The organism is Streptomyces alfalfae (genome assembly GCF_004127445.1).
GTDB classification, from domain to species: domain Bacteria; phylum Actinomycetota; class Actinomycetes; order Streptomycetales; family Streptomycetaceae; genus Streptomyces; species Streptomyces alfalfae.
Genome location: NZ_QEXM01000038.1, coordinates 108,313 through 128,794, shown reverse-complemented (window position 1 = coordinate 128,794; position 20,482 = coordinate 108,313). Strand labels below are relative to the sequence as shown.

The 20,482-nt window shown below is 73.4% G+C and carries 16 protein-coding genes; 7 read left to right on the top strand and 9 right to left on the bottom strand.

The features are described from left to right. Positions 1 to 52 precede the first annotated feature (52 nt). Positions 53 to 781, top strand: a complete 729-nt coding sequence (locus DCW30_RS17055) for an ANTAR domain-containing protein (protein WP_076687653.1) — start codon at positions 53 to 55, stop codon at positions 779 to 781. Between the two features lie 149 nt (positions 782 to 930). Beyond that, positions 931 to 3,063: a SpoIIE family protein phosphatase gene (locus tag DCW30_RS17050; RefSeq protein WP_076687652.1), complete on the top strand. Its 2,133-nt coding sequence runs from the start codon at positions 931 to 933 to the stop codon at positions 3,061 to 3,063. A gap of 24 nt (positions 3,064 to 3,087) precedes the next feature. Here DCW30_RS17050 and DCW30_RS17045 read toward each other — a convergent pair whose 3' ends face one another. Beyond that, entirely contained in the window at positions 3,088 to 3,591 is a 504-nt protein-coding gene (locus DCW30_RS17045; protein WP_076687651.1) for a MarR family winged helix-turn-helix transcriptional regulator, read from the bottom strand. 116 nt (positions 3,592 to 3,707) lie between these two features. Here DCW30_RS17045 and DCW30_RS17040 point away from each other — a divergent pair, with 116 nt between their 5' ends. Further along, the gene (locus DCW30_RS17040) at positions 3,708 to 4,130 is read left to right on the top strand and encodes a RidA family protein (protein ID WP_076687650.1); all 423 of its coding nucleotides are present in this window, start codon (positions 3,708 to 3,710) and stop codon (positions 4,128 to 4,130) included. A gap of 84 nt (positions 4,131 to 4,214) precedes the next feature. Here the strand turns inward: DCW30_RS17040 and DCW30_RS17035 are convergent, their stop codons facing one another. Further along, the gene (locus tag DCW30_RS17035) at positions 4,215 to 4,667 is read right to left on the bottom strand and encodes a MarR family winged helix-turn-helix transcriptional regulator (RefSeq protein ID WP_076687649.1); all 453 of its coding nucleotides are present in this window, start codon (positions 4,665 to 4,667) and stop codon (positions 4,215 to 4,217) included. A gap of 172 nt (positions 4,668 to 4,839) precedes the next feature. On the opposite strand from DCW30_RS17035, the gene DCW30_RS17025 reads away from it, so the two are divergent. After that, positions 4,840 to 6,297 (top strand): MFS transporter, encoded by a 1,458-nt coding sequence (locus tag DCW30_RS17025; RefSeq protein ID WP_076687648.1) that lies wholly within the window; start codon positions 4,840 to 4,842, stop codon positions 6,295 to 6,297. Positions 6,298 to 6,373: 76 nt separating this feature from the next. On the opposite strand, the gene DCW30_RS17020 is transcribed toward DCW30_RS17025, so the two are convergent. From DCW30_RS17020 to DCW30_RS17005, 4 genes are all read right to left on the bottom strand, one after another. Further along, a complete protein-coding gene (locus DCW30_RS17020; RefSeq protein ID WP_076687647.1) occupies positions 6,374 to 6,769 on the bottom strand; it encodes a VOC family protein in 396 nt (131 codons plus the stop codon). Beyond that, positions 6,763 to 7,497, bottom strand: a complete 735-nt coding sequence (locus tag DCW30_RS17015; RefSeq protein WP_076687646.1) for a hypothetical protein — start codon at positions 7,495 to 7,497, stop codon at positions 6,763 to 6,765. Before DCW30_RS17015 ends, DCW30_RS17020 begins: the two co-directional genes overlap by 7 nt. Further along, positions 7,494 to 8,042: a DUF1360 domain-containing protein gene (locus DCW30_RS17010; RefSeq protein ID WP_076687645.1), complete on the bottom strand. Its 549-nt coding sequence runs from the start codon at positions 8,040 to 8,042 to the stop codon at positions 7,494 to 7,496. The genes DCW30_RS17015 and DCW30_RS17010 overlap by 4 nt, the downstream gene beginning before the upstream one ends. A 121-nt stretch (positions 8,043 to 8,163) precedes the next feature. After that, a complete protein-coding gene (locus DCW30_RS17005) occupies positions 8,164 to 9,576 on the bottom strand; it encodes an aminopeptidase P family protein (RefSeq protein ID WP_076687644.1) in 1,413 nt (470 codons plus the stop codon). A gap of 182 nt (positions 9,577 to 9,758) precedes the next feature. Between DCW30_RS17005 and DCW30_RS17000 the strand changes: the two genes are divergently transcribed. Continuing rightward, entirely contained in the window at positions 9,759 to 10,742 is a 984-nt protein-coding gene (locus DCW30_RS17000; protein ID WP_076687643.1) for a helix-turn-helix domain-containing protein, read from the top strand. Positions 10,743 to 10,796: 54 nt separating this feature from the next. Here the strand turns inward: DCW30_RS17000 and DCW30_RS16995 are convergent, their stop codons facing one another. Next, positions 10,797 to 11,051, bottom strand: a complete 255-nt coding sequence (locus DCW30_RS16995; RefSeq protein ID WP_079106991.1) for a DUF6332 family protein — start codon at positions 11,049 to 11,051, stop codon at positions 10,797 to 10,799. Positions 11,052 to 11,087: 36 nt separating this feature from the next. Then, positions 11,088 to 11,999, bottom strand: a complete 912-nt coding sequence (locus tag DCW30_RS16990) for a restriction endonuclease (RefSeq protein ID WP_076687642.1) — start codon at positions 11,997 to 11,999, stop codon at positions 11,088 to 11,090. Between the two features lie 406 nt (positions 12,000 to 12,405). Between DCW30_RS16990 and DCW30_RS16985 the strand changes: the two genes are divergently transcribed. Further along, complete coding sequence (locus tag DCW30_RS16985) at positions 12,406 to 13,785, top strand: DEAD/DEAH box helicase (RefSeq protein ID WP_076687641.1); 1,380 nt, start codon at positions 12,406 to 12,408, stop codon at positions 13,783 to 13,785. A 31-nt stretch (positions 13,786 to 13,816) separates the two neighbouring features. Here the strand turns inward: DCW30_RS16985 and DCW30_RS16980 are convergent, their stop codons facing one another. Beyond that, entirely contained in the window at positions 13,817 to 15,193 is a 1,377-nt protein-coding gene (locus DCW30_RS16980) for an MDR family MFS transporter (RefSeq protein WP_079250247.1), read from the bottom strand. 101 nt (positions 15,194 to 15,294) lie between these two features. Here DCW30_RS16980 and DCW30_RS16975 point away from each other — a divergent pair, with 101 nt between their 5' ends. Continuing rightward, positions 15,295 to 20,481, top strand: a complete 5,187-nt coding sequence (locus tag DCW30_RS16975; protein WP_079250246.1) for a non-ribosomal peptide synthetase — start codon at positions 15,295 to 15,297, stop codon at positions 20,479 to 20,481. Position 20,482 lies beyond the last annotated feature (1 nt).

Sequence of the window (20,482 nt, the reverse complement as noted above, 5' to 3'; positions counted from 1 at the left end):
AACCACCGCGACTATCGTCGAGGTCGGTCTGGCTCGGCGGGAGGTCCGCACTGTGACCCTGCAGGGGGAGGAACTCGCCGCGCTCTTCGCCCGGCTGATGAGGGTGGCCAGTCAGGAACCCCTCGACACACGGGTGCTGCTGGCGACATGCGCGGAGAGCGGTCGACGCGTGTACGGCGCACGGGGCGCGATCGTGCAGTACGCACCGCTCAGCTGCCCGGACATCTCCACCGAGGGCACCGGCAGCGCCCTGCGCACCTTGGCGGCGGACGCCGTCGCGTGGAAGGAAGGGCCGGGGTGTGATGCCCGCTCCTCGGGCGCGGCCCTGATCGACGTGGACGTCACCACGCGTCCGGCCCGGGTGCGCTGGCCTTCCTGGGCGCCCCGCGCGCTGGCGCTCGGCTTCGGCCGGGTGACCGCACTGCCCCTCAAGAGCACGGACGACCTCGCCTTCGGCGCCCTGGTCCTGCTGGGTCCGCCCGAAGCGACCATGGACGAGAAGGCTCTCGCGTCGGCCCGCTGCCTGGCGGAGACGGCCGCCCACGCTCTCGCCCTGCAACGGCAGGCGTTCGAGAGCCGCGTCCTGGCCGCCCAGTTGCAGACGGCGCTGAGCAGCCGGGTCGTCATCGAACAGGCCAAGGGCATGCTCGCGGTCCGGCAGGGCCTCACCCTCGACGACGCCTTCGGCTGCCTGCGCCGCCACGCCCGCACCCATCGCCGCAAGGTGACGGACCTGGCACGCGAGGTCACCGAGGGCCGCGACGACATCCCGCCCCGCTGACCGAGCCGTCGGCGCGGGCCCGGGCGGTCCCTGCTCCGTCGCCCTGCCTCCGCCGCGTCCCCGGCGTACTGTCGAGAGATGAGTGACGGGTGACTCACCGTCGCAGCCGCCCCAGGGCCGCTGCCCGGTCGGCTGGAGGACATCGCGCGATGCTCGGTCACGGCGCTGACCCCGGGGGTGCCGCTCCGCTGGACGCGGCGCTGGCCGACACCGTACGCCGTACGGGAGCCTCCGCCGGGGGCGTCTATCTCCTGGACGAGAGCGCGCCCGTGCTCGGCCTCGTGGTGCTCTCCGGGATGCCGGAGGAGGTGGCGTGGCCATGGCGGCGAGTGCCGCTCAACGCGGGCGTCCCGGTGAGCGAGGCGGTGCGCGAGGACCGCCTGGTGTGGGTGGGGTCGCAGGACGACATGGCCCGCGTCTATCCGCGCGCCGCGGCCAGCCTGCCGTACCGGTTCGCGCTCGCGGCGGCCCCGCTGCCGGGCGGGGCGCGGTGCCTGGGCGCGCTGTTCCTGCTGTGGCCCGCGAGTCACCCCGTCGAGGCCACCCGCCGCGAGCGGGGGCACATCAGCTCGGCCGCGCGGCGCATCGCCCGGATCATCGGCGACGCCCCCGCTCTGCCGCCGGTGCCCGAGCACCCGCGGCACATCCCGGTCGCCGTGGCCGGCCGTCCGCGCGGCGGTCAGCGGCTGCGGGCCGCCGCCGACTACGTCGACCGGCTGCCCGAGGCGGCCATCGGGCTCGACCTCGAAGGCCGGATCACCTATCTGGCCCCGGCCGCGGCGGCACTGCTCGGGATGGACGCCGGCCGGCTGCTCGGCACCCGGCCCTGGCAGTCGCTGCCCTGGATGGACAACACGGTCGTGGAGGACCACTACCGCACCGCAGTCATCAGCCGCGACCCGGTCACCTTCACCACCCTGCGGCCCCCGGACACCTGGCTGCGCTTCCAGCTCTACCCGGACGCCAGCGGCATCAGCGCCCGCGTCACCCGCGTCCGGTCACCGGAGGGCGGCGTGCCCGAGTCCTCCGGCACGTACGCGGCGCGCGGCCTGGTCTCCGCGCCGCCCACCCCCTCGGGGCGGCTGTACCAGCTGGTCCACCTGGCCGCCGCCCTCACCGAGACGGTGGCCGTACGCGACGTCGTCGACCTGGTGGCCGACCAGGTCCTGCCCGCCTTCGGCGCCGACGGACTCGTGCTCTCCGCCGCCGACGCGGGGCGGCTGAGGATCACCGGGCACCACGGGTACGACCAGGCGACGATCGACCGGCTCGACGGTCTCCCCCTGGACACCGACATCACACCCGCCGGGGAGGTGCTGGCCAGCGGGGTCCCCTCCTTCTTCACCAGCCCCGCCGAGCTGGCGCGCCGCTTCCCCGACGCGCCGCGGATCAGCGCCAAGCAGGCCTGGGCCTTCCTGCCGCTGGTCGTCTCCGGCCGGCCCGTCGGCTGCTGCATCCTCTCGTACGACCGGCCCCATGACTTCAGCGCGGACGAGCGCGCCGTCCTCACCTCACTGGCCGGCCTCGTCGCCCAGGCCCTGGACCGGGCCCGGCTGTACGACACCACGCGCGACCTCGCGCACGGCCTCCAGCAGGCCCTGCTGCCGCGCAGTCTGCCCGCGCTGCCGGGCCTGGACGCCGCCGCCCGCTATCTGCCGGCCAGCCGCGGCATGGACATCGGCGGTGACTTCTACGACGTCATCCGCATCGACGCCACCACCGCCGCGGCCGTGATCGGCGACGTCCAGGGCCACAACGTCTCCGCCGCCGCCCTCATGGGCCAGGTGCGCACCGCCATCCACGCCACCGTGGGCGCCCCGCCCGGCCAGGTCCTCGCCCGCACCAACCGGGTCCTGTCGGAACTGGAGACGGACCTGCTGGTCTCGTGTCTCTACGCGCACATCGACCTGGTGCGCCAGGAGGCCGTCATGGCGAGCGCGGGCCACCCGCCGCCGCTCCTGCACCACCCCGGCCGGCCGCCGGGCGTCATGGAGATCGAACCCGGCCCCCTGCTCGGCGTCGAGACCGTCTCCCGCTACCCCACCACCGTGCTGCCGCTGCCCCCGGGGACGACCTTCGCCCTGTACACCGACGGCCTTGTCGAGATCCCGGGCGCCGACCCCGACCGGGCCGCCCTGGGGCTCTCCAACTGCCTCGCGGAGTACAGCGGGCAGGACCTCGACCACCTCATCGACGTCCTGCTGCGCCACGCCCGGCCCACCCCGCACTACACCGACGACATCGCCGTGCTCCTGCTGCGCACGGCTCCGCCGCCGGCATGAACGGCCGGCGGCGGGCGATCCGCGTCAGGACGACAGGTCGTTCGGCCGCACCCGCAGCTTCGCCGCGATGCGGGCCAGTGCCCTGCGGTCGGCCGCGGTGAGCGGGGTGAGCACGAGGTCGCGCACCGCTCGGACATGGGTGGGCGCGGCGTCGACGACCACCTCGTAGCCCTCGTCGGTGAGGGCGGCCAGGGTGTACCGGCCGTCGTCGGGGTCGGGGGAACGCTCGACCCAGCCGCGCTGCTCGAACCGCTTCACGACGTTCGACAGGCGTGAGAGGGAGCCGCCGGCGAGGTAGGCCAGCTCGCTCATCCGCAGGCGGCGCTCCGGGGCCTCCGAGATATGGCTGAGGGTGAGGTACTCGAAGAGGGAGATCCCGCTCCGCTGTTGCAGCGGCGCTTCCAGCTTGCCCGGCAGCAGCAGGATCAGCGAGACGAGTCCGGTCCAGGCCTCCTTCTCGTCCGCGTCCAGCCACAGTGCGTCGTCGGATGCGTCCTGACCTGGGTTCGAGTCGGCGGATTTGGCCATGGGGCCACCTTATCGAACATCGAGGACTTCACGCTTGAAGTGAAATAGCGTAGGGTTCACTTCAAGCGTGAAGTGCTTTTACTTCACGTGTGGACCCTCAGCGCATAGGGAGCGCCATGAACGAGCCCCAGTTCTTCGTCACGCCCGGGTACGGCGACACACTGCACGCCCAGTTGCACTACAGCCAGGCCGTCCGCGTGGGCGACCGCGTCGAGATCTCGGGACAGGGAGGCTGGGACGAGGAGTTCACCTTCCCCGCGTCCCTGGAGGACGAGATCGTCCGGGCCTTCGACAACGTGGAGAGGACCCTCGCCACGGCCGGCGCGGGCTGGCAGGACGTCATCGGTGTGGACTCGTACCACATCCCCGACTCCCCCGACTTCATCGGCGAGCTGCCCACCCGCGTCATGGTGGAGCAGATGCGCAAGCGCATGGGTGAGCGCGCGCCCATCTGGACGCAGATCGGTGTTCCGGCGCTCGGGGCGCCGGGGATGCGGGTGGAGATCCGGGTGACCGCCGTCGTGGGCCACCAGGACTGACCCTCCCGCCCTCATTTCCGCGCCGGCCGGCCGTGGCGGTCCTCCGCCACGGCCGGCCGGCGTTTCACACGGGGCGTACGGAGGTCAGGAGCGCGGCCAGGGCTGGCCGCTCAGCCGCTCCACGCTCGCGTTGAACCGCTGGAGGTAGCGGGCGAAGGTCTCCACGTCGTCGGCCGGCCAGTCCTCGAAGACGCAGTCCAGTTCCTTGATGTGCGCCTCGCGCTCGACGTCCAGACGCCGCGCACCCTCCTCGGTGAGCCGGAACTTGCGGGCCATGCCGCCCTCCGGGTCGGGGATGCGTTCGAGCAGTCCGGCCCGCGCCGCGCCCGCCGTCTGCCGGTTGAGCGTGGAGGCGTCGAGCATGAACGCCTCACTGAGCTGCCCGATCGTCATCGGCCCCTGCATCCGGATGCGGCTGAGCAGGATGTACGTGCTGCGCTCCAGGCGGCCCTGCCGCTGGCGCAGCTTGGCGCTGCTCAACTGGTGCCGCCCCAGCACCATGTGCTCGAACTCGACCAGGTGCGATGGCTTGTCCATGTACGTGCGTCCTCCTACGGCGACCGTATCGCACCCCCCGACGGCGCAGGCGCGCCCGCCCGACGCCCCGCCGACCAGGCGTGTGCCCATTGCACGTCATATGCCCTATGCACAGAGTATGTATAGTGCACATCGTTGCCCACGTGGAACGAGAATCGAGGAGCCCCCCTTTATGGAAGCCCAGCAGTCGGGCGGCAGGACCGGCGCCATAGTCGCCACCCTGGCGCTCGCCGGTACGGTCGCCGCGATCATGCAGACGCTGGTGACGCCGCTCATCGCCGAGCTGCCGCGGATCCTGGACACGTCGTCCTCGAACGCCGCGTGGGTCATCACCGTGACCCTGCTCGTCGCGGGCGTCTGCGTGCCCGTCACCGGACGCCTGGGCGACCTGGTGGGCAAGCGCCGCATGATGCTGGTCTGCGTCGTGCCGCTGATCATCGGCTCGGTGGTCTGCGCGCTCTCCTCGTCCGTCGTCCCGATGATCGTCGGACGCGGACTGCAGGGCATGGGCATGGGCATGGTGCCGCTCGGCATCGCGCTCCTGCGGGACGTCGTGGCCGTCGAGAAGCTCAGCTCCTCCATCGCGCTCGTCAGCGCCTCGATGGGCATCGGCGGCGCCATCGGCCTGCCGATCGCCGCCGCCGTCGCGCAGTACGCCGACTGGCGCGTGCTGTTCTGGGGCTCGGCCGTCCTCGCGCTGGCCATCGGCGTCCTGATCTTCGCCGTCTTGCCGGACGTCCCGGCCGCCGCGAAGGGCCAGCGCTTCGACGCCCCCGGCGCGGTCGGGCTCGCCATCGGGCTGGTCTCGCTGCTCCTCGCGATCTCCAAGGGCGCCGACTGGGGCTGGGCCTCCGGCACCACGCTCGGCCTGTTCGCCCTGGCCGCCGTGGCGCTGGTCGTCTGGGGCTTGTGGGAGATGCGCACCCGCGACCCGCTCATCGACCTGCGCACCACCGTCCGGCCGCGAGTGCTGCTGACCAACGCCGCGTCCGTCCTCATCGGCGTCGGCATGTACGCCTTCATGCTGATCGCGCCGCAGCTCCTGCAGTTCCCCGAGGCCACCGGGTACGGCCTCGGCCAGTCGATGCTGGCGGCCGGTCTGTGGATCGCGCCCGGCGGCGTCATGATGATGCTCATCTCACCGCTGGGCGGAAAGCTGATCAACACGCGCGGCCCGAAGGTCGCGCTGGTCTGCGGCGCCCTCGTGATCGCCGTCGGATACGGGGCCGCGCTGCCGCTCATGGGCACCGCCTGGGGCATCATGGTCGCCGGCATCGTGATCAACAGCGGTGTCGCCCTCGCCTACGGCGCCATGCCCGCGCTCATCATGAGCTCGGTGCCCGTCGCGGAGACGGCGGCGGCCAACGGCTTCAACACCCTGATGCGCTCGCTCGGCACCACGATCGGCTCCGCCGTCATCGGCGTCGTCCTCGCCCAGATGACCATCGGCATGGGCGGCGTCACGATCCCCTCCGAGGACGGCTTCCGCACCGGTCTGGTGATCGGCTGCGGTGTCGCCCTCCTGTCGGCGGCCGTCGCGGCCCTCATCCCCGCGATGCGCGAGGCCGGCGGCGACCAGGCCGCCGACGAGGAGCCGGCCGCGGCCGACCAGGCGGCGGCCCGGGCCTGACCCGCACCGAGAAGCGCGACGGCGCGCGGCGCGCTCCGGCCTCCGGGCCGGGCGCGCCGCGCGCCGTCCTCCTCGGTCACTGCGTCGGCCGGCCCCCGCTGGGCGCGTGGCTCAGATCGACGACGCAGAAGAGGTTGCCGTCCGGGTCGGCGAGAACGACGAAGTCCGGGTCGGGCGGATACAGGTCCCACTCCACGGCCCGCGCGCCGAGCCCGATGAGCCGCCGGACCTCCACCTGCTGCTCCTGTGCCGAGTCCGTGAAGAGGTCCAGGTGCAGCCGCGGGCGCGCCTCGGCGGGCGAGTCGCTGCGCATCAGCGCGAGGGCCCGGCCCGACCCGTCGGCGTGGTCGAGCGTGCGCCAGGTGTCGCTCTCCCACTCCTGTGTGGCCATCAGGTCCAGGGCCGCCGTCCAGAAGGTCACGGCCCGGGAGACGTCCGTGACGCCGATGACGGGGATGCCGAGTCTCAGCATGCGGGTGTCCTCGTTCCTTCGGTGGTGTGCCTGCCGGCCCGGGAGGCGGCGTACGCGGCCTCCCGCACTGTGCTGAACCCGGCCGTGGGGCGCAGGCCCGGCAGGCAGTGCAGATAGGGGTCGTAGGAGAGGGTCTCGCCCGGCGGCAGGTCGAGCGGCGTCCCGGTCGTGAGCGTGCCGAGGTGCCACCACGCCCCGCCGGGCAGCGCGGCACACAGGTGGAACGTCAGCGGCGCCCGCTCCAGCGCCGTCCGCAGCGCGGGCAGACCGCTGGGCACATGGGGCGAGGCCCCGGAGGGGTGGGCGATCAGGAGCCCCCGGCGTCTGCCGATGTGATACGGGAGGAGCGTCGAGTACGGGCCGCCCGTCGCGTTCAGGCGCGGCAGCGGCAGGCGCCTGCTCACCCGGCCGCCGCCACTGCTGGTCAGCAGCAGGTCCAGGGGCCGTCCGGGACCCCCGGCATCGTCGACGCGCAGGGCGAGGCCCAGCGCGTCCGGCAGCCGTCCGGGCAGCCCGGCGCCCCGTGACCAGCGCAGCCTGACCCGGTGGTCACCGGGCTGGTCGAGCCAGGGCTCGCCCCAGGCGCCGCCGGCCGGGTGCACGGCGAGGGTCGCCTCGGCGCACACCCCGCGGGGGTGCAGCGCCGGCGCCCGGCGTCGGCGGGCGGCGGTTCGGGCCGCCCGCGCCACCAGCCCGGCGCCCGCGGCGACGGGCCGGGGCACGCTCATTCAGCGTTCTTCTGTACGAGGCAGTCGTACCCGAGCTGCATCGCGTCGGCGGCCGCGAGCGCCGTCAGGCCGCCCGTGACGGCCCGCGTGGGACCCGGCCACAGCAGGCGCGCGCCCGTGATGGTGGTCGTCAGCCAGACGCTCAGGCAGAACGGGCAGGTGACGAGCTCCCCCACGGTCGACCTCACGTGGCCGCCGCGAGGGCTCTCGCTGACCTCCGCCGGTCCCGTCGCCGACTCGTAGCGCGTGAACGGCGCCCGCATCGGGCTGGTGACCGACCCCTTGCTGAGCAGCCGGCTCAACCGGAACGTGGCGGCCGCCGCGCACACGATGTCCCACGGCTCGGGGCGCTCGGGGAGCTTCGCCCCGCGCAGGCCGACTGCCACGCCCCACGCGGCCGTGTAGACGCCGAACGCGGCCACGGCGCCCGCGTGCCCGCCGAGGTGGCGCCGCTCGCCCGGGGAGTAGGCCTTGCTCAGGCGGCGCAGGACCCCCTTCGCCCGCTCCCCGCGGGTGCCTTCCTCGCGCTCTTCGTCGTGCTCCACAGTCGCCTCCGCTGGTTCGTCGCCGGTTGTCCCACCCGTCGTGGGACAACAGGTAACCGTTCGGCACCAGCGGAAACGCCCCGGCACGGCATCCAGGTCCCGCACGGGGTGAAAGGACCGGTCAGCCGGCGAAGCGGGCCATCCACGCCTCGACGTCGTCCGCCGACCGGGGCAGTCCCGCCGACAGGTTCTCGTGGCCGTCGGCGGTGACCAGCAGGTCGTCCTCGATGCGGACGCCGATGCCGCGCCACTCCTCGGGGACGGTCAGGTCGTCCGGCTGGAAGTACAGGCCGGGCTCGACGGTCAGCACCATGCCGGGCTCGAGCGCCGCGTCGACGTACTCCTCGTTCCGCGCCTGCGCGCAGTCGTGGACGTCGAGGCCGAGCATGTGCCCGGTGCCCGCCATGGTGAAGCGGCGCTGCAGTCCGAGTTCGTACGCGCGCTCGGCAGGGCCCTCGATGAAGCCCCACTCCACCAGGCGCGCCGCCAGATGGCGCTGGGACGCCTCGTGGAAGTCGCGGTAGGCCGCCCCCGGCTTCACGGCGGCCATGCCGGCCTCCTGCGCCTCGTACACCGCCTCGTACACCGTGCGCTGTACGGGGGTGAACGTGCCGCTGATGGGGAGGGTGCGCGTGACGTCCGCGGTGTAGAGCGTGCGCGCCTCCACGCCGGCGTCGAGGAGGAGCAGCTCGCCCGGGCGCACCGGGCCGTCGTTCTCCGTCCAGTGCATGATCGTGGCGTGGTCGCCCGCCGCGCAGATCGAGCCGTAGCCGACGGCGTTGCCCTCCAGCCGCGCGCGGCGGAAGAACGTGCCCTCGATCCACCGCTCGGACGTCGCGACCGCCCGGGAGAGGTCGCCGACGACGTCGGTGAAGCCGCGCACGGTGGCGTCCACGGCCTTGCGGAGTTCGCCGATCTCCCAGTCGTCCTTGACCAGGCGCAGATCGCTCAGCGCCTCCTCCAGCTCGTCGTCGCGCTCCTCGTCGGAGGTGACGGCGGCCTCCAGGGCGGGGTCGACGCCGCGCACGATCCGGGTCGGCCCGTCGAAGCCGGCGGCCAGGTCGGCCGCCGCCGTGCGGACGTCGCGGCAGGGCAGTCCGAGCACGAGCTGCGCCTCGGCGAGCGAGCGACGCCTGCCCATCCACAGCTCCGCCGTGGGGCCCGTCCAGAACTCGTCGTCGTCCCTGCTGTCCCGCGGGAGCTGGTAGCAGTAGGCGTCGTGGCCGCCGTCCGCGCGCGGGTGGAGGACGAGGGCGCCGTCACGGGCCTGGTCGCCGGTCATGTGCACATAGCCGGAGTAGGCCCGGAACGGGTACGTGTCGTCGTTCGAGCGGACCTTCAGGTTGCCGGAGGGGATGACCAGGCGCTCGCCCGGGAATCGGGCGGAGAGCGCGGCGCGGCGGCGGGCCGCGTAGGGGGCCTGCTCGTCGGGGGTGAGGTCGTGCCGTTCGGTGTCCGCCCAGCCGGTCCGCATCAAGGCGGACAGTTCATCGGATATGCCCGGGTAGAGCCGGTTCTTGCGGCCTTTCGCCATGGGGTACGCCTTTCGCTGGGGCTTCGTCAGGGGTTGCCGGGTCTTCGTACGGCCTCGCCGCCGCCCCCTCGGGGCAGCTGCCGGACCGGAACGTACCCCGCCCCGCGGACGCCCGGGGCCGGATCGTGCCACTGGCACGGATCGGCCACGGCCCCGGGTCGCGCACCGCCGATAATGCCGCCATGACGAACGCGCGACTCGGCGATTCCCTGCGGCTGCTCGGGCTCGGTCCCTCCGCGGCGCGGGTCTACCTCGCCCTGCTGGAGGTGGCTCCGGCCCCGCTGAGCGCGATCGGCTCCGCCACGGGGCTCGCCGAAGCGGAACTCGGCTCCGCCTACGAGGAGTTGGTGGACGCCGGTCTCGCGGGCGGTGTCGAGCGTGGCGCGGACGCGGTGGCCCCGGTGCCGCCCGCCGCCGGTCTCGAAGTCCTCGCCCGGCGCCGGGCCGCCGAGGTCGAGGAGTCGCGCATCGCGGTGGGCGGCGCGTTCGAGTCGTTCCGGCGGCAGCGGCTCGCCGCCTACGACGACCACCTCGTCGAGGTCGTCACCGGCGACGCCGTGGGCCCCCGGATGCGCCAGGCCTGGGCCAGCGCCCGCGAGCAGATCAGGCAGTTCGAGTCGCCGCCCTACTTCCCCCTGCCCGGCGCCACGGAGGACGCGCTCGCCACGCTCGCCCGAGGCGTGACGCAGCGCGTCGTGTACTCGCGGGAGTCACTCGCGCATCCGGGCCACCTCGCCGAGGTCATCGAGCCGTGCGTCAACGCGGGTGAGCAGGCCAGGGTGCTGCCCTCGGTGCCGGTCAAACTCGTCGTCATCGACGAGGCGTACGCGCTCGTGTCCCTGTCGATCAAGGAGACCGACGTGCACAACACCATGCTGGTCGTGCAGCCGTGCGGGCTGCTCTCGGCGCTCGTCGCCCTGTTCGAACAGTACTGGGCCAACGCGCTGCCGTTCCACGGCCGCACCGCGGCTCCCGGCGGGCTGCCGCCGGCCGACCGGCGCCTGCTGTGGCTGCTCGCCGGGGGCGCCACCGACGAGGTCATCGCCAGGGAGCTGGAGGTCAGCCGCCGCACGCTCTTCCGGCGGCTCCAGGTCCTGATGGCCCGGCTCGGCGCGGCGAACCGCTTCCAGCTGGCGTTGCAGGCGCAGCGCTGCGGGTGGCTGTGAAGCGGGTGCGTCGAGGGGGATGCGGTGAGGGTGAGGGCGGCACGGCGTCCGGCGTCAGCGTCCCTCGCGGCGCCAGGCGTCGAAGCTGAGCAGGACCCGCACCAGGCGCCAGATCCCGGCGGCCACGCCCAGCACGACGCCCGCCGTCAGCGCCGCCCTGCCCGCGGGTTCCGAGGCGCCGATGAGCAGTGCCGGGACCAGCGAGAGGCCGAACACCGCCGCGGCCAGCAGAGCGGCCGTCACCAGCGCGAAGACGATCTCCACCGTCATCGCGTCCTTCTCCCACCGTGATTCGCGCCCCGCGTCCATGGGCGCAGTCTCACACGCGGCGGGCTCGCGCGGGAATCATTCGAGGGCGCCGGCCTCGACGGCCGCCCGCTCCCACGGGCTCGGCCCGGCGCCGTCGCGCCAGGCGGCCAGCTCGGCTCCGTCCACGCACACGATGCCGCACTGCTCCGCGTACTCCAGGGCGGGAGCGGTGAAGTCGCTCGTCGTGACGAGGACCGCGACATCGGCCTCGTGGACGGTGAAGCACGTGCCGCCGAAGCGCTGCAGGTCCTGTGAGCCGACCTTGTTGGCTTCGCCGTAGCGCTTGCACTGGATGACGATCCGCCGGCCGTCGGGGGTGACCGCGACGACGTCGGCCCCCAAGTCGCAGGCGCCGCCGACGACCTCGACGTCCAGGCACGCGTCGCGCACGCACAGCTCGGCTATGGCGTCCTCGAAGCCGTCGGGGTCGAGTTCGGTGTAGTCGTCCGGGTGGGCGACGACGACGGTCGTGTCCTCCGCCCCCGGCTCTCCCGGCACCGGCACGTCCGGCGCCACCCGTGTCGCGTCGGGCGCAAGGGGCTGGTCCACCGGGGCCGCCGGGGCGGGGATCACGTATGCCGCCGTGCCCGCCTCGTCCGGTGCGGCGGTCCGCGCGACCGGCGGCGCGTGCGAGCCCGCCGTCAGGTCGTCGAGGCTGTCGGAGGCCCGTTCGGCCGCCTCCTCCAGCACCTCCGTGGCGCGGCGGGCGCATCTCGCGGCGGAGAAGCGACGCCACCGGGACCGGCACAACGAGGCCGCGGCGACGGCCACCAGGAGGAGCGAGACCGCCCACAGCGGGCGGCTCTCGACGATGTGCGCGGCGGTGCGGGCCACGTACACCAGGGCGCACAGGATGACCGCGAGCAGCACGAAGAACAGGGTGGTCACCCGGAGATCGAAGCGCCGTTCGCGGCGGACGCCTCGGACCGGGCGCGTGGGTACGGTCATGCCACTCTCTCTTCCGGACGACGACTGCGGACGGCGGACCACGGACGGCGGACTACAGGCCACGGACCGCGGACGACGCGTCGGCGACACGGGCCGTCCGCGGTACGAAAATCACTCGGACTCCGAGTGCCCAAGATCAACGCCCGCAAAAGAGCGGAGCGACGGCCCCGGCGGGGTCTCCCCCGGGACGCCGGCCGCGCGGAGGTATCTGTGCGGTTCGCGGGACCCCGCCCAGGGACCACCGCTCCTGAGCGGGGCCTCTCCGGGCGCGAGAAGGCGGGCCGCCGTCTCCTGTGTTAGCGTCAACCGTTTGCACGGGTGTAGCGGCGGCGTCTTCGGGCCGTGCGGGTCCCGTCGTCGTCTACCGGGCCTTCCTCGGTACGTACCGCCTGCGGGAGGCTGCCCCATGACCGATCCGGACCGCTCCGAGAACCCCTCGGCGACGCCGCAGGCCGGTTCCTTCGCCGATCTCGGGCTGCCGCCCGCCCTGCTGCGCACGCTCGGTGAGCAGGGCGTGGAGACGCCCTTCCCGATCCAGGCGGCCACGGTGCCCGACGCCCTCGCGGGGCGGGACGTGCTGGGGCGCGGGCGCACCGGTTCCGGCAAGACGCTCGCCTTCGGGCTGCCGCTCCTCGTGCGGACGGCCGGACGGCGCGCGGAGGCCAAGCAGCCCCTCGCCCTGGTCCTGGTGCCCACCCGGGAGCTGGCCCAGCAGGTCACCGAGGCGCTGGCCCCGTATGCGGAGGCGCTGGGGCTGCGGATGGCCGCGGTCGTCGGGGGCATGTCGATCGGCCGGCAGGTCGCCGCGCTGCGCGACGGCGCCGAGATCGTCGTCGCCACGCCGGGCCGGCTGCACGACCTCATCGAGCGCAAGGCCTGCCGGCTGGGACACGTGCGCGTCACGGTTCTCGACGAGGCCGACCAGATGTGCGACATGGGTTTCCTGCCGCAGGTCACCGAGGCGCTCGACCAGGTGCGGCCGCAGGGGCAGCGGATGCTGTTCTCCGCGACCCTGGACCGTGACGTGGACGAACTCGTCTCGCGTCACCTCAAGGACCCGGTCGTGCACTCGGTCGACCCGTCCGCGGGCGCGGTGACGACGATGGAGCACCATGTGCTGGTCGTCCACGGGCCCGACCGGTACGCCGTCACCACGGAGATCGCGGCCCGCGAAGGCCGCGTCCTGCTGTTCCTCGACACCCGGCACGCGGTCGACCAGCTGACCCGGCATCTGCGCGCCAGCGGCGTGCACGCCGCCGCGCTGCACAGCGGCAAGTCGCAGCCGCAGCGCACGAAGACGCTCGCGCAGTTCAAGAACGGCCACGTCACCGTGCTGGTGGCGACGAACGTCGCCGCCCGCGGCCTGCACGTCGACGACCTCGATCTGGTCGTCAACGTCGATCCGCCCACCGACCCCAAGGACTATCTGCACCGCGCGGGCCGCACCGCCCGCGCGGGCGAGTCCGGCGCCGTCGTCACGCTGGTCCTCTCGGGGCAGCGCCGCGAGACGAGCCGCGTCATGGCCGAGGCCGGCGTCGAGGCGAAGGTCACCAAGGTGCGCTCGGGCGAGCAGGAGCTGAGTCGGATCACCGGGGCCAAGGCGCCCTCCGGCACGCCGCTCGACGGGCCCGCCGCGCCCCGGGCCAAGAACACCAACGCGCCCTTCCGCGGCCTCGGCACCAGCAAGGACGCCTCCCGCGGCGCCGGCGGCACGTCCCGCAAGTCCGGTGAGGCGCGCAAGCTCGCCGAGGCCCGCAAGGCGGCCCGCGTCCGCCGCGGCGGCTGAGCGACCGCCCGTAGGGGCCCCGGCGCGACGGTCAGTCGTCCGCGGGGGCCTTGGCGTCCGCCGGTTTCGGGGCGTCCCCGGCCGCGGCGGGGTGGCCCCGGGGCAGCGTCAGGGTGAGCACGAGCGCCAGGACGACGAGACCGGCCACCCACCAGAAGGTGTGGCTGAAGTCCGCGGGCCCCGCGCTGTCCTGCTCCCCCGCCTGGCTCGTGAGGACCACGGCGAACAGCGCGGTGCCGAGTGAACCGCCCACGCGCTGCAGGATGTTGATGGCGGTGGTGGCGCGCGGGATCGACGCCTTCGGCAGCCCGCCCTGGAAGACGGCGGCCATCAGCGGGCCGACGCAGAGCCCGACTCCCGCGCCGCGTACGGCGAGTGCGGTGAGCAGCAGCCACGTCGGCGGGTCGGACGGCAGCTGCGTGTAGACCAGGGTGCCGAGCGCCAGCAGGCCGAGGCCGCCGAGCATCGCGGGCCGCGGGCCCATCTTGTCGGCGAGCGAGCCGCCCAGGAAGAGCATCAGGAGCATGCCGATGCCCTGGGGCGCCACCTCAAGGCCGGCCTGGAGCGCGGTGTGGCCCCTGGCCTGCTGGAAGTAGAGCGGGAAGAGGTAGACCGCGCCGAAGAAGAAGCCTCCGTACACGAGCATGATCCCGGAGAGTGTCCGGAACCAGCGGGTGTTGAACAGCCGCAGGTCGATGACCGGGGGGTGCGGTGTGGTGCGGGCGTGCACCACGTAGCCCGCGAGCAGGACGGCGCCCGCCGCGACGGGGACGAGCACCGCGGTCGCGCCGTCGGCCACCCGGGAGACGCCGAAGACCAGCAGGGCGAGGCCGGGTGAGAGCAGCAGCAGGCCCTTGAGGTCGAGGCGGGCGGTGCGCTGCGGTTCGTCGCGCGGGAGCATCTTGGCGGCGAGGCCGCCCGCGACCAGGCAGATGGGCAGGTTGAGGTAGAAGATCCAGCGCCAGGTCGTCGTCTCGACGAGGACGCCGCCCAGGGTCGGGCCGATGACCGAGGCGAACTGGGTGGGGATGGTCACCAGGGCCATGATCCGGCCCACCCGGGCGGTGCCCGCGGCGCGGGCCAGGACCGCCTGCGCGATCGGCACGATCATGCCGCCGCCAAACCCCTGAAGGACCCGGGAGACAATCAGCGAAGGCGCCGACCAGGCAATTCCGCACAACAGTGAGGCGCCCAGGAAAAGCGCCATGGCCGTCAGCCACATGGTGCGGGCGCCAAAACGGTCGACGGCCCATCCGGTGACCGGGATAACCGTGGCGATTCCCAGTAGATATCCCGTGATAATCCACTGGATCGTGTCAATCGGAGTGTTGAATTCCGAACGAATATCGTTCAGGGCCAGCGACACGATAGTCGCGTCCAGCGCCGCCGCGAACGTACCCGCGGCCATGAGAGCGCCCAGGACAAGGAGCGGCCGGTCTAGTCGTGTTTCCTCTTGTTCGGAAGTGTCCGCACTGGTCACACGCGTCCTCCTGGGTCGGATGTACGGCAATGGAGTTGGTACTCCGCCCCGTCTCGCCCGAGATCATGCATTGTTCACGCCAGGAAGTCCAGATCTTGATCTTGCGAAGTCGCCCTGAAAACATCTGCGTTCAAACACCGGCTGCTTCATCACCCCACGATCGGACGGATGTTATGTATCGGGCTCAACTGCCCACTCTTGCGGGGCTTTTCGAGAAACACGCCGATTTCGCACCAGAACGGACGGCTCTCGCCTTCGACACCCAGGAGTGGACTTACGCGGAGCTCGATGTCCGCGCGAATCGACTGGCCGCATATCTGCTCGACCGGGGAGTCCGTGCGGGTGCTTTCGTCGGGGTCTGCACCGACCGGCGGTCCGACATGGTGATGGCCACCCTCGCCGCGCTGAAGTGCGGCGCGGTCGTCGTGCCGCTGGATGTGTCGTACCCGGCGGAGCGGCTCGCCTGGATGGCCGAGGACGCCGGGCTCGACCTCGTCGTCACCCGCCGGCCGCACGACAAGCTGCTGCCCCTGGAGAGCACCCCCGTGGTGCGCCTGGACGACGACTCCGAACAGATCGCGGCGTGCGGCGCGGAGCGGCCCGGCCTGCAGTCGGCGGCGCAGCCCGCCTGCATGATGTACACCTCCGGTTCCACGGGCCGCCCCAAGGGAGTGCTCACCACCCAGAAGGCCGTCATCAGGCTGGTCGTGGACACCTGCTACCTGCGCCTCGGCCCCGAGGACCGGGTCGGCTTCGGCGGCAACCTCTCCTTCGACGCCAGCGTCCTGGAGATCTGGATGGGGCTGCTCAACGGCGCCGCCCTGGTGGCCATCGACCGGGAGGTGATGATCTCCCCGCGCCATCTGCGGCAGTTCGTCGAGGAGCGGCGGCTCAGCACGGTGTTCGTCACCACGTCCCTGTTCAACGAGGTGATCCGCAACGAACCCGCGGCCTTCGCCACCGTGCCCCAGCTCGTGATCGGCGGCGAGGCGGCCGACCCCGGCAGCGTCCGGGCCGCCCGTGAGCACCTGCCGCCGGGCGGCCGGCTGCTCAGCGGCTACGGCCCCACCGAGGCGAGCACCTTCTCCGCCGTCTACGACACGGCCGCGCTGCCGCCCGACGCCGACGCCGTCCCCATCGGCGCCGCCATCGACCAGACGCTGCTCTACGTGCTCGACGAGCAGCTCCGGCCGGTGCCCGACGGCACGCCGGGCGAGCTGTACATCGGCGGCGCCGGTGTCTCGTACGGCTACTGGCGCCGTCCCGACCGCACCGCGGGGTCCTTCCTTCCGGACCCCTTCGCGGGCGGCGGGGCGCGGATGTACCGCAGCGGGGACCGGGTGACCCGACGCCCCGACGGCGTCATGGAGTTCGGCGGCCGTCTCGACGGCCAGGTGAAGATCCGCGGCTTCCGGATCGAGCTGGGCGAGGTCGAGGAGGCCCTGCGCGCCCACCCCGACGTGGTCGCGGCCGTCGCCGCGGTGCGCGAGGACCGGCCCGGCGACAAGCGCCTCGTGGGCTATGTGGTGCCCGCGGGCGACGCGGCCGGTCAGGGCAGTGAACTGACGTCGGGCGTACGGGAGTTCGTCCGCGACCGGCTGCCCGCCCAGCTGGTGCCGAGCGCCCTGGTCGTCCTCGACCGCGTGCCGCTGACCCCCAACGGCAAGGCCGACCGCGCCGCGCTGCCCGCCCCCGTCGGCCATGCCGCGGCGGACGGCCCGCGGGCCGAGCGCGACTCCACCGAGGACTCGATCGCCGGGATCTGGGCCGACGCCCTGGGCGTCGACGACGTCGCCACCGACCGGAACTTCTTCGACCTGGGCGGCCACTCCCTGATCGCCACCCAGGTCGTCGCGCGCATCCGCGCCGTCCACGGCGTTGACCTTCCGATGCGGCTGATGTTCGAGGGGCGTACGGTGGCCCAGCTCGCCGAGGCGGTGCGCGCGGCGGACTCCGCGCCCGGGGACCATGCCGAGTTGCCGGCCGTGCCCCGGCGGGACGATCCGACGCGGGGCCTGCCCTCCTTCGGCGAGGAGCAGTTCCTCTTCCTCGACGAGCTGAAGCCCGGCAACACCGCGTACAACAACGCTTTCGCCTACCGGCTGCGCGGCCCTTTGGACATCGAGGCGCTGCGCCGCGCGGTGACCGCCCTCGCGGCACGCCACGACGCGCTGCGCACCTCCTTCGACAGCACCGGTGAGTCGCGGCTCGCGCTCGTGGCCGAGAAGGCGGACCTCGAACTGCGGACCGCCCCCGCGCACCGCCCGGACGACGAGGCGGGGCTGCGGAGCACGCTCGACGAGGAGGCCTACCGCCCCTTCGACCTGAGCGCCGCGCCCCTGCTGCGGGTCCTGCTGGTGCCGCTGGGCGACGAGGACCACGTACTCCAGCTCACCGTGCACGAGATCATCGCCGACGCCGCGTCGCTGCGCGTCCTCTTCGAGGACCTGAGCGCGCTGTACGCCGGACGTGCACTGCCCTCCGAGCCGCCGATCGGCTACCGCGACTTCGCGCAATGGCAGCGCGGGCGACTCGATGGCGCGGGGGCCACCGAGGGGCTCACGGACCAACTCGGCTACTGGCGTACGCGGTTGGCGGGCGCTCCCGAGGTGCTGCCGCTGCCCACCGACCGGCCCCGCCCCGCGGTGCAGTCCTTCCACGGCGCCACCCACCACTTCACCCTGCCCGCCGAGCTGGTCACCGGCCTGGACGAACTGGCGAGGGAGCACGAGGCCAGCCTGTTCATGGTGCTGCTCAGCGGTGTCAAGGCGGTGCTGCACCGCTACACCGGCCTCGACGACCTGGTCATCGGCTCACCGGTGGCGGGACGGCTGCGGCCGGAGCTCGACCGGGTGGTCGGCTTCCTGGTCAACACCCTGGCGCTGCGCACCTCGCTGGCGGGCGACCCGGCCTTCACCGAACTCCTCGGCCGGGTGCGGGAGACCTCGCTGTCCGCCTTCACCCACCAGGAGGTGCCCTTCGAGCGGCTCACCGCGGAGCTCGCGCCCTCCCGCAGCTCGAGCCACAGCCCGCTGGTCCAGGTGCTCTTCTCGCTGCACACCATGCCCGGCGAGGGGCTGTCGCTGCCCGGGGTGGAGCGCGAGCCGCTGCCGTCGGACTTCTGCGCCACTCAGTTCGACCTGACGTTCACGCTGGAGCGGCGGCCCGACGGCACCATCGCGGGCTCCGTCATCTACAGCACCGACCTCTTCGACGAGGGCACCGTCGACCGGCTGACCGGACACCTGACCACCCTGGTGCGCGGCGCGGTCGCCGCACCGCAGACCCCGCTCTCCGCACTGCCGCTGCTGACCGCCCCGGAGCAGGAGGGGCTGCGGCAGCTCAACGACACCGCCGCCCGGCAGGCGCCCGACGCCCCGCGGCTGCTGCACGAGACGGTCGAGGAGCAGGCCCGGCGCACCCCCGACGCCACCGCGCTCGTCCATGAGGGCGATCGGCTGAGCTACGCCGAACTCAACGCGCGCGCCAACCGCCTCGCCCGCCATCTGCGGGAGCGCGGCGTCGGCCCTGAGCGGATCGTCGCCCTGTCGCTCGAACGCGGCCTGGACGTGCCCGTCGCGATCCTCGCCACGCTCAAGGCCGGCGGCGCCTACCTCCCGGTGGACCCCACCTACCCCGAGGAACGGCGGGAGTTCATGCTGTCGCACTCCGAGGCGGCCGTGGTGCTCTCCGGGAGGCTGCCGGACACCCGGGAGCACTCCGCCGAGGACCTGCACACCCCCGTCGACCCGCGGAACCCCGCGTACCTCATCTACACCTCGGGCTCCACGGGACGGCCCAAGGGCGTCCTCGTGCCGCACGCCGGAGTGGTCAACCTCATCACCGACCCGCACTACGACGCGCTGGTGCCCCGCGGCTGCCGGGCCGCGGTCTGGGCGAGCTTCAGCTTCGACGCCTCGGTCTACGCGATGTTCCCCGCCCTCGCCCGCGGCGCCGAGGTGCACCTGGCCCCCGAGCGGGCCCGCACCACGCCCGAGGACCATCTGGACTGGCTGGCCGAGCACCGCGTCGAGAGCACGTTCCTGGCCCCGTACATGGTCCCCGAGGCCGCCCGCCGCCCCCAGCCCGACCTGCGCGGCGTCAGCGTCGGCGCCGAGGCGGTCTCCGTCGACGCCTGCCGGCGGCTCGCCGAACGGCTCCGCGCCGACTGCCTCGTCGTCAACGCCTACGGGCCGACCGAGGCGAGCGTCAGCGCCAGCATGTACGCCGTACCCGTCCCGCTGCCGGACGAGCTGTCCGCCGCGGAGAGCCTGCCGATCGGCCGGGCCCTGCGGAACGTACGGCTGCACGTGCTCGACGCGGCGGGTTCGCCCGTGCCCGCCGGCGTCACCGGAGAGCTGTGGATCGCCGGTGACGGACTGGCCCGCGGCTACCTCGGGGACCCGGCGCAGACCGCGGACCGCTTCCGCCCCGACCCGCTGGGGCCGCCGGGGACACGGATGTACCGCACCGGCGACCTCGCCTACCGCAGGGCCGACGGGGAGCTGGTCTTCGCCGGCCGCGCCGACCAGCAGATCAAGCTGAACGGCCTGCGGGTGGAACCCGGCGAGATCGAGGCGGTGGCCGAACGCCACCGCGCGGTCAGCGCCGCCCACGTCACGGTGCGCGAAGGCGGTCTCGTCGGCTACCTGGAGGTGCCCGACGCGGACGGCTTCGACCTCGACGAGGTGCGCGCCTTTCTGACGGCCGCGCTGCCGCGGTCCCTGGTGCCCGGCCGCCTCGTGGTCCTGCCCGAGCTGCCGCTGTCGCCCAACGGCAAGCTCGACGCCGCCCGGCTGCCCGCACCCGGCGCGCCGGACACCGCCCGTGGCCGCGCCCCGCGCACCGACACCGAGCGGCTGATCGCCGACCTCCTCGGGGAACTCCTGGACATCGGCGAACTGACCGTGCGGGACAGGTTCTTCGACCTGGGCGGCGACTCCCTGAAGGCGGCCCGGCTCGCCCGCAGGCTCGCCAAGGCCCGCGCGCTGCCCGTACCCACCCTGCTCCCGCTGGTGCTGCAACAGGGCACGCTCGGCGACCTGGCGGCAGCCGTGGACGCCGCCCTGGTCGCCGCCGCCGGAGCCGTCTCCGTCACGGGGGCCCCCGCCGTCGCGGGGCCCCGAAGACCCCTTTCCGGTGCCGCGCCGCTGCGCCCCGCGGCGCGCCGCACCCTGGCCGAGCTGCTCGACGAAGACCGAGCAGAGGAGAACTGAC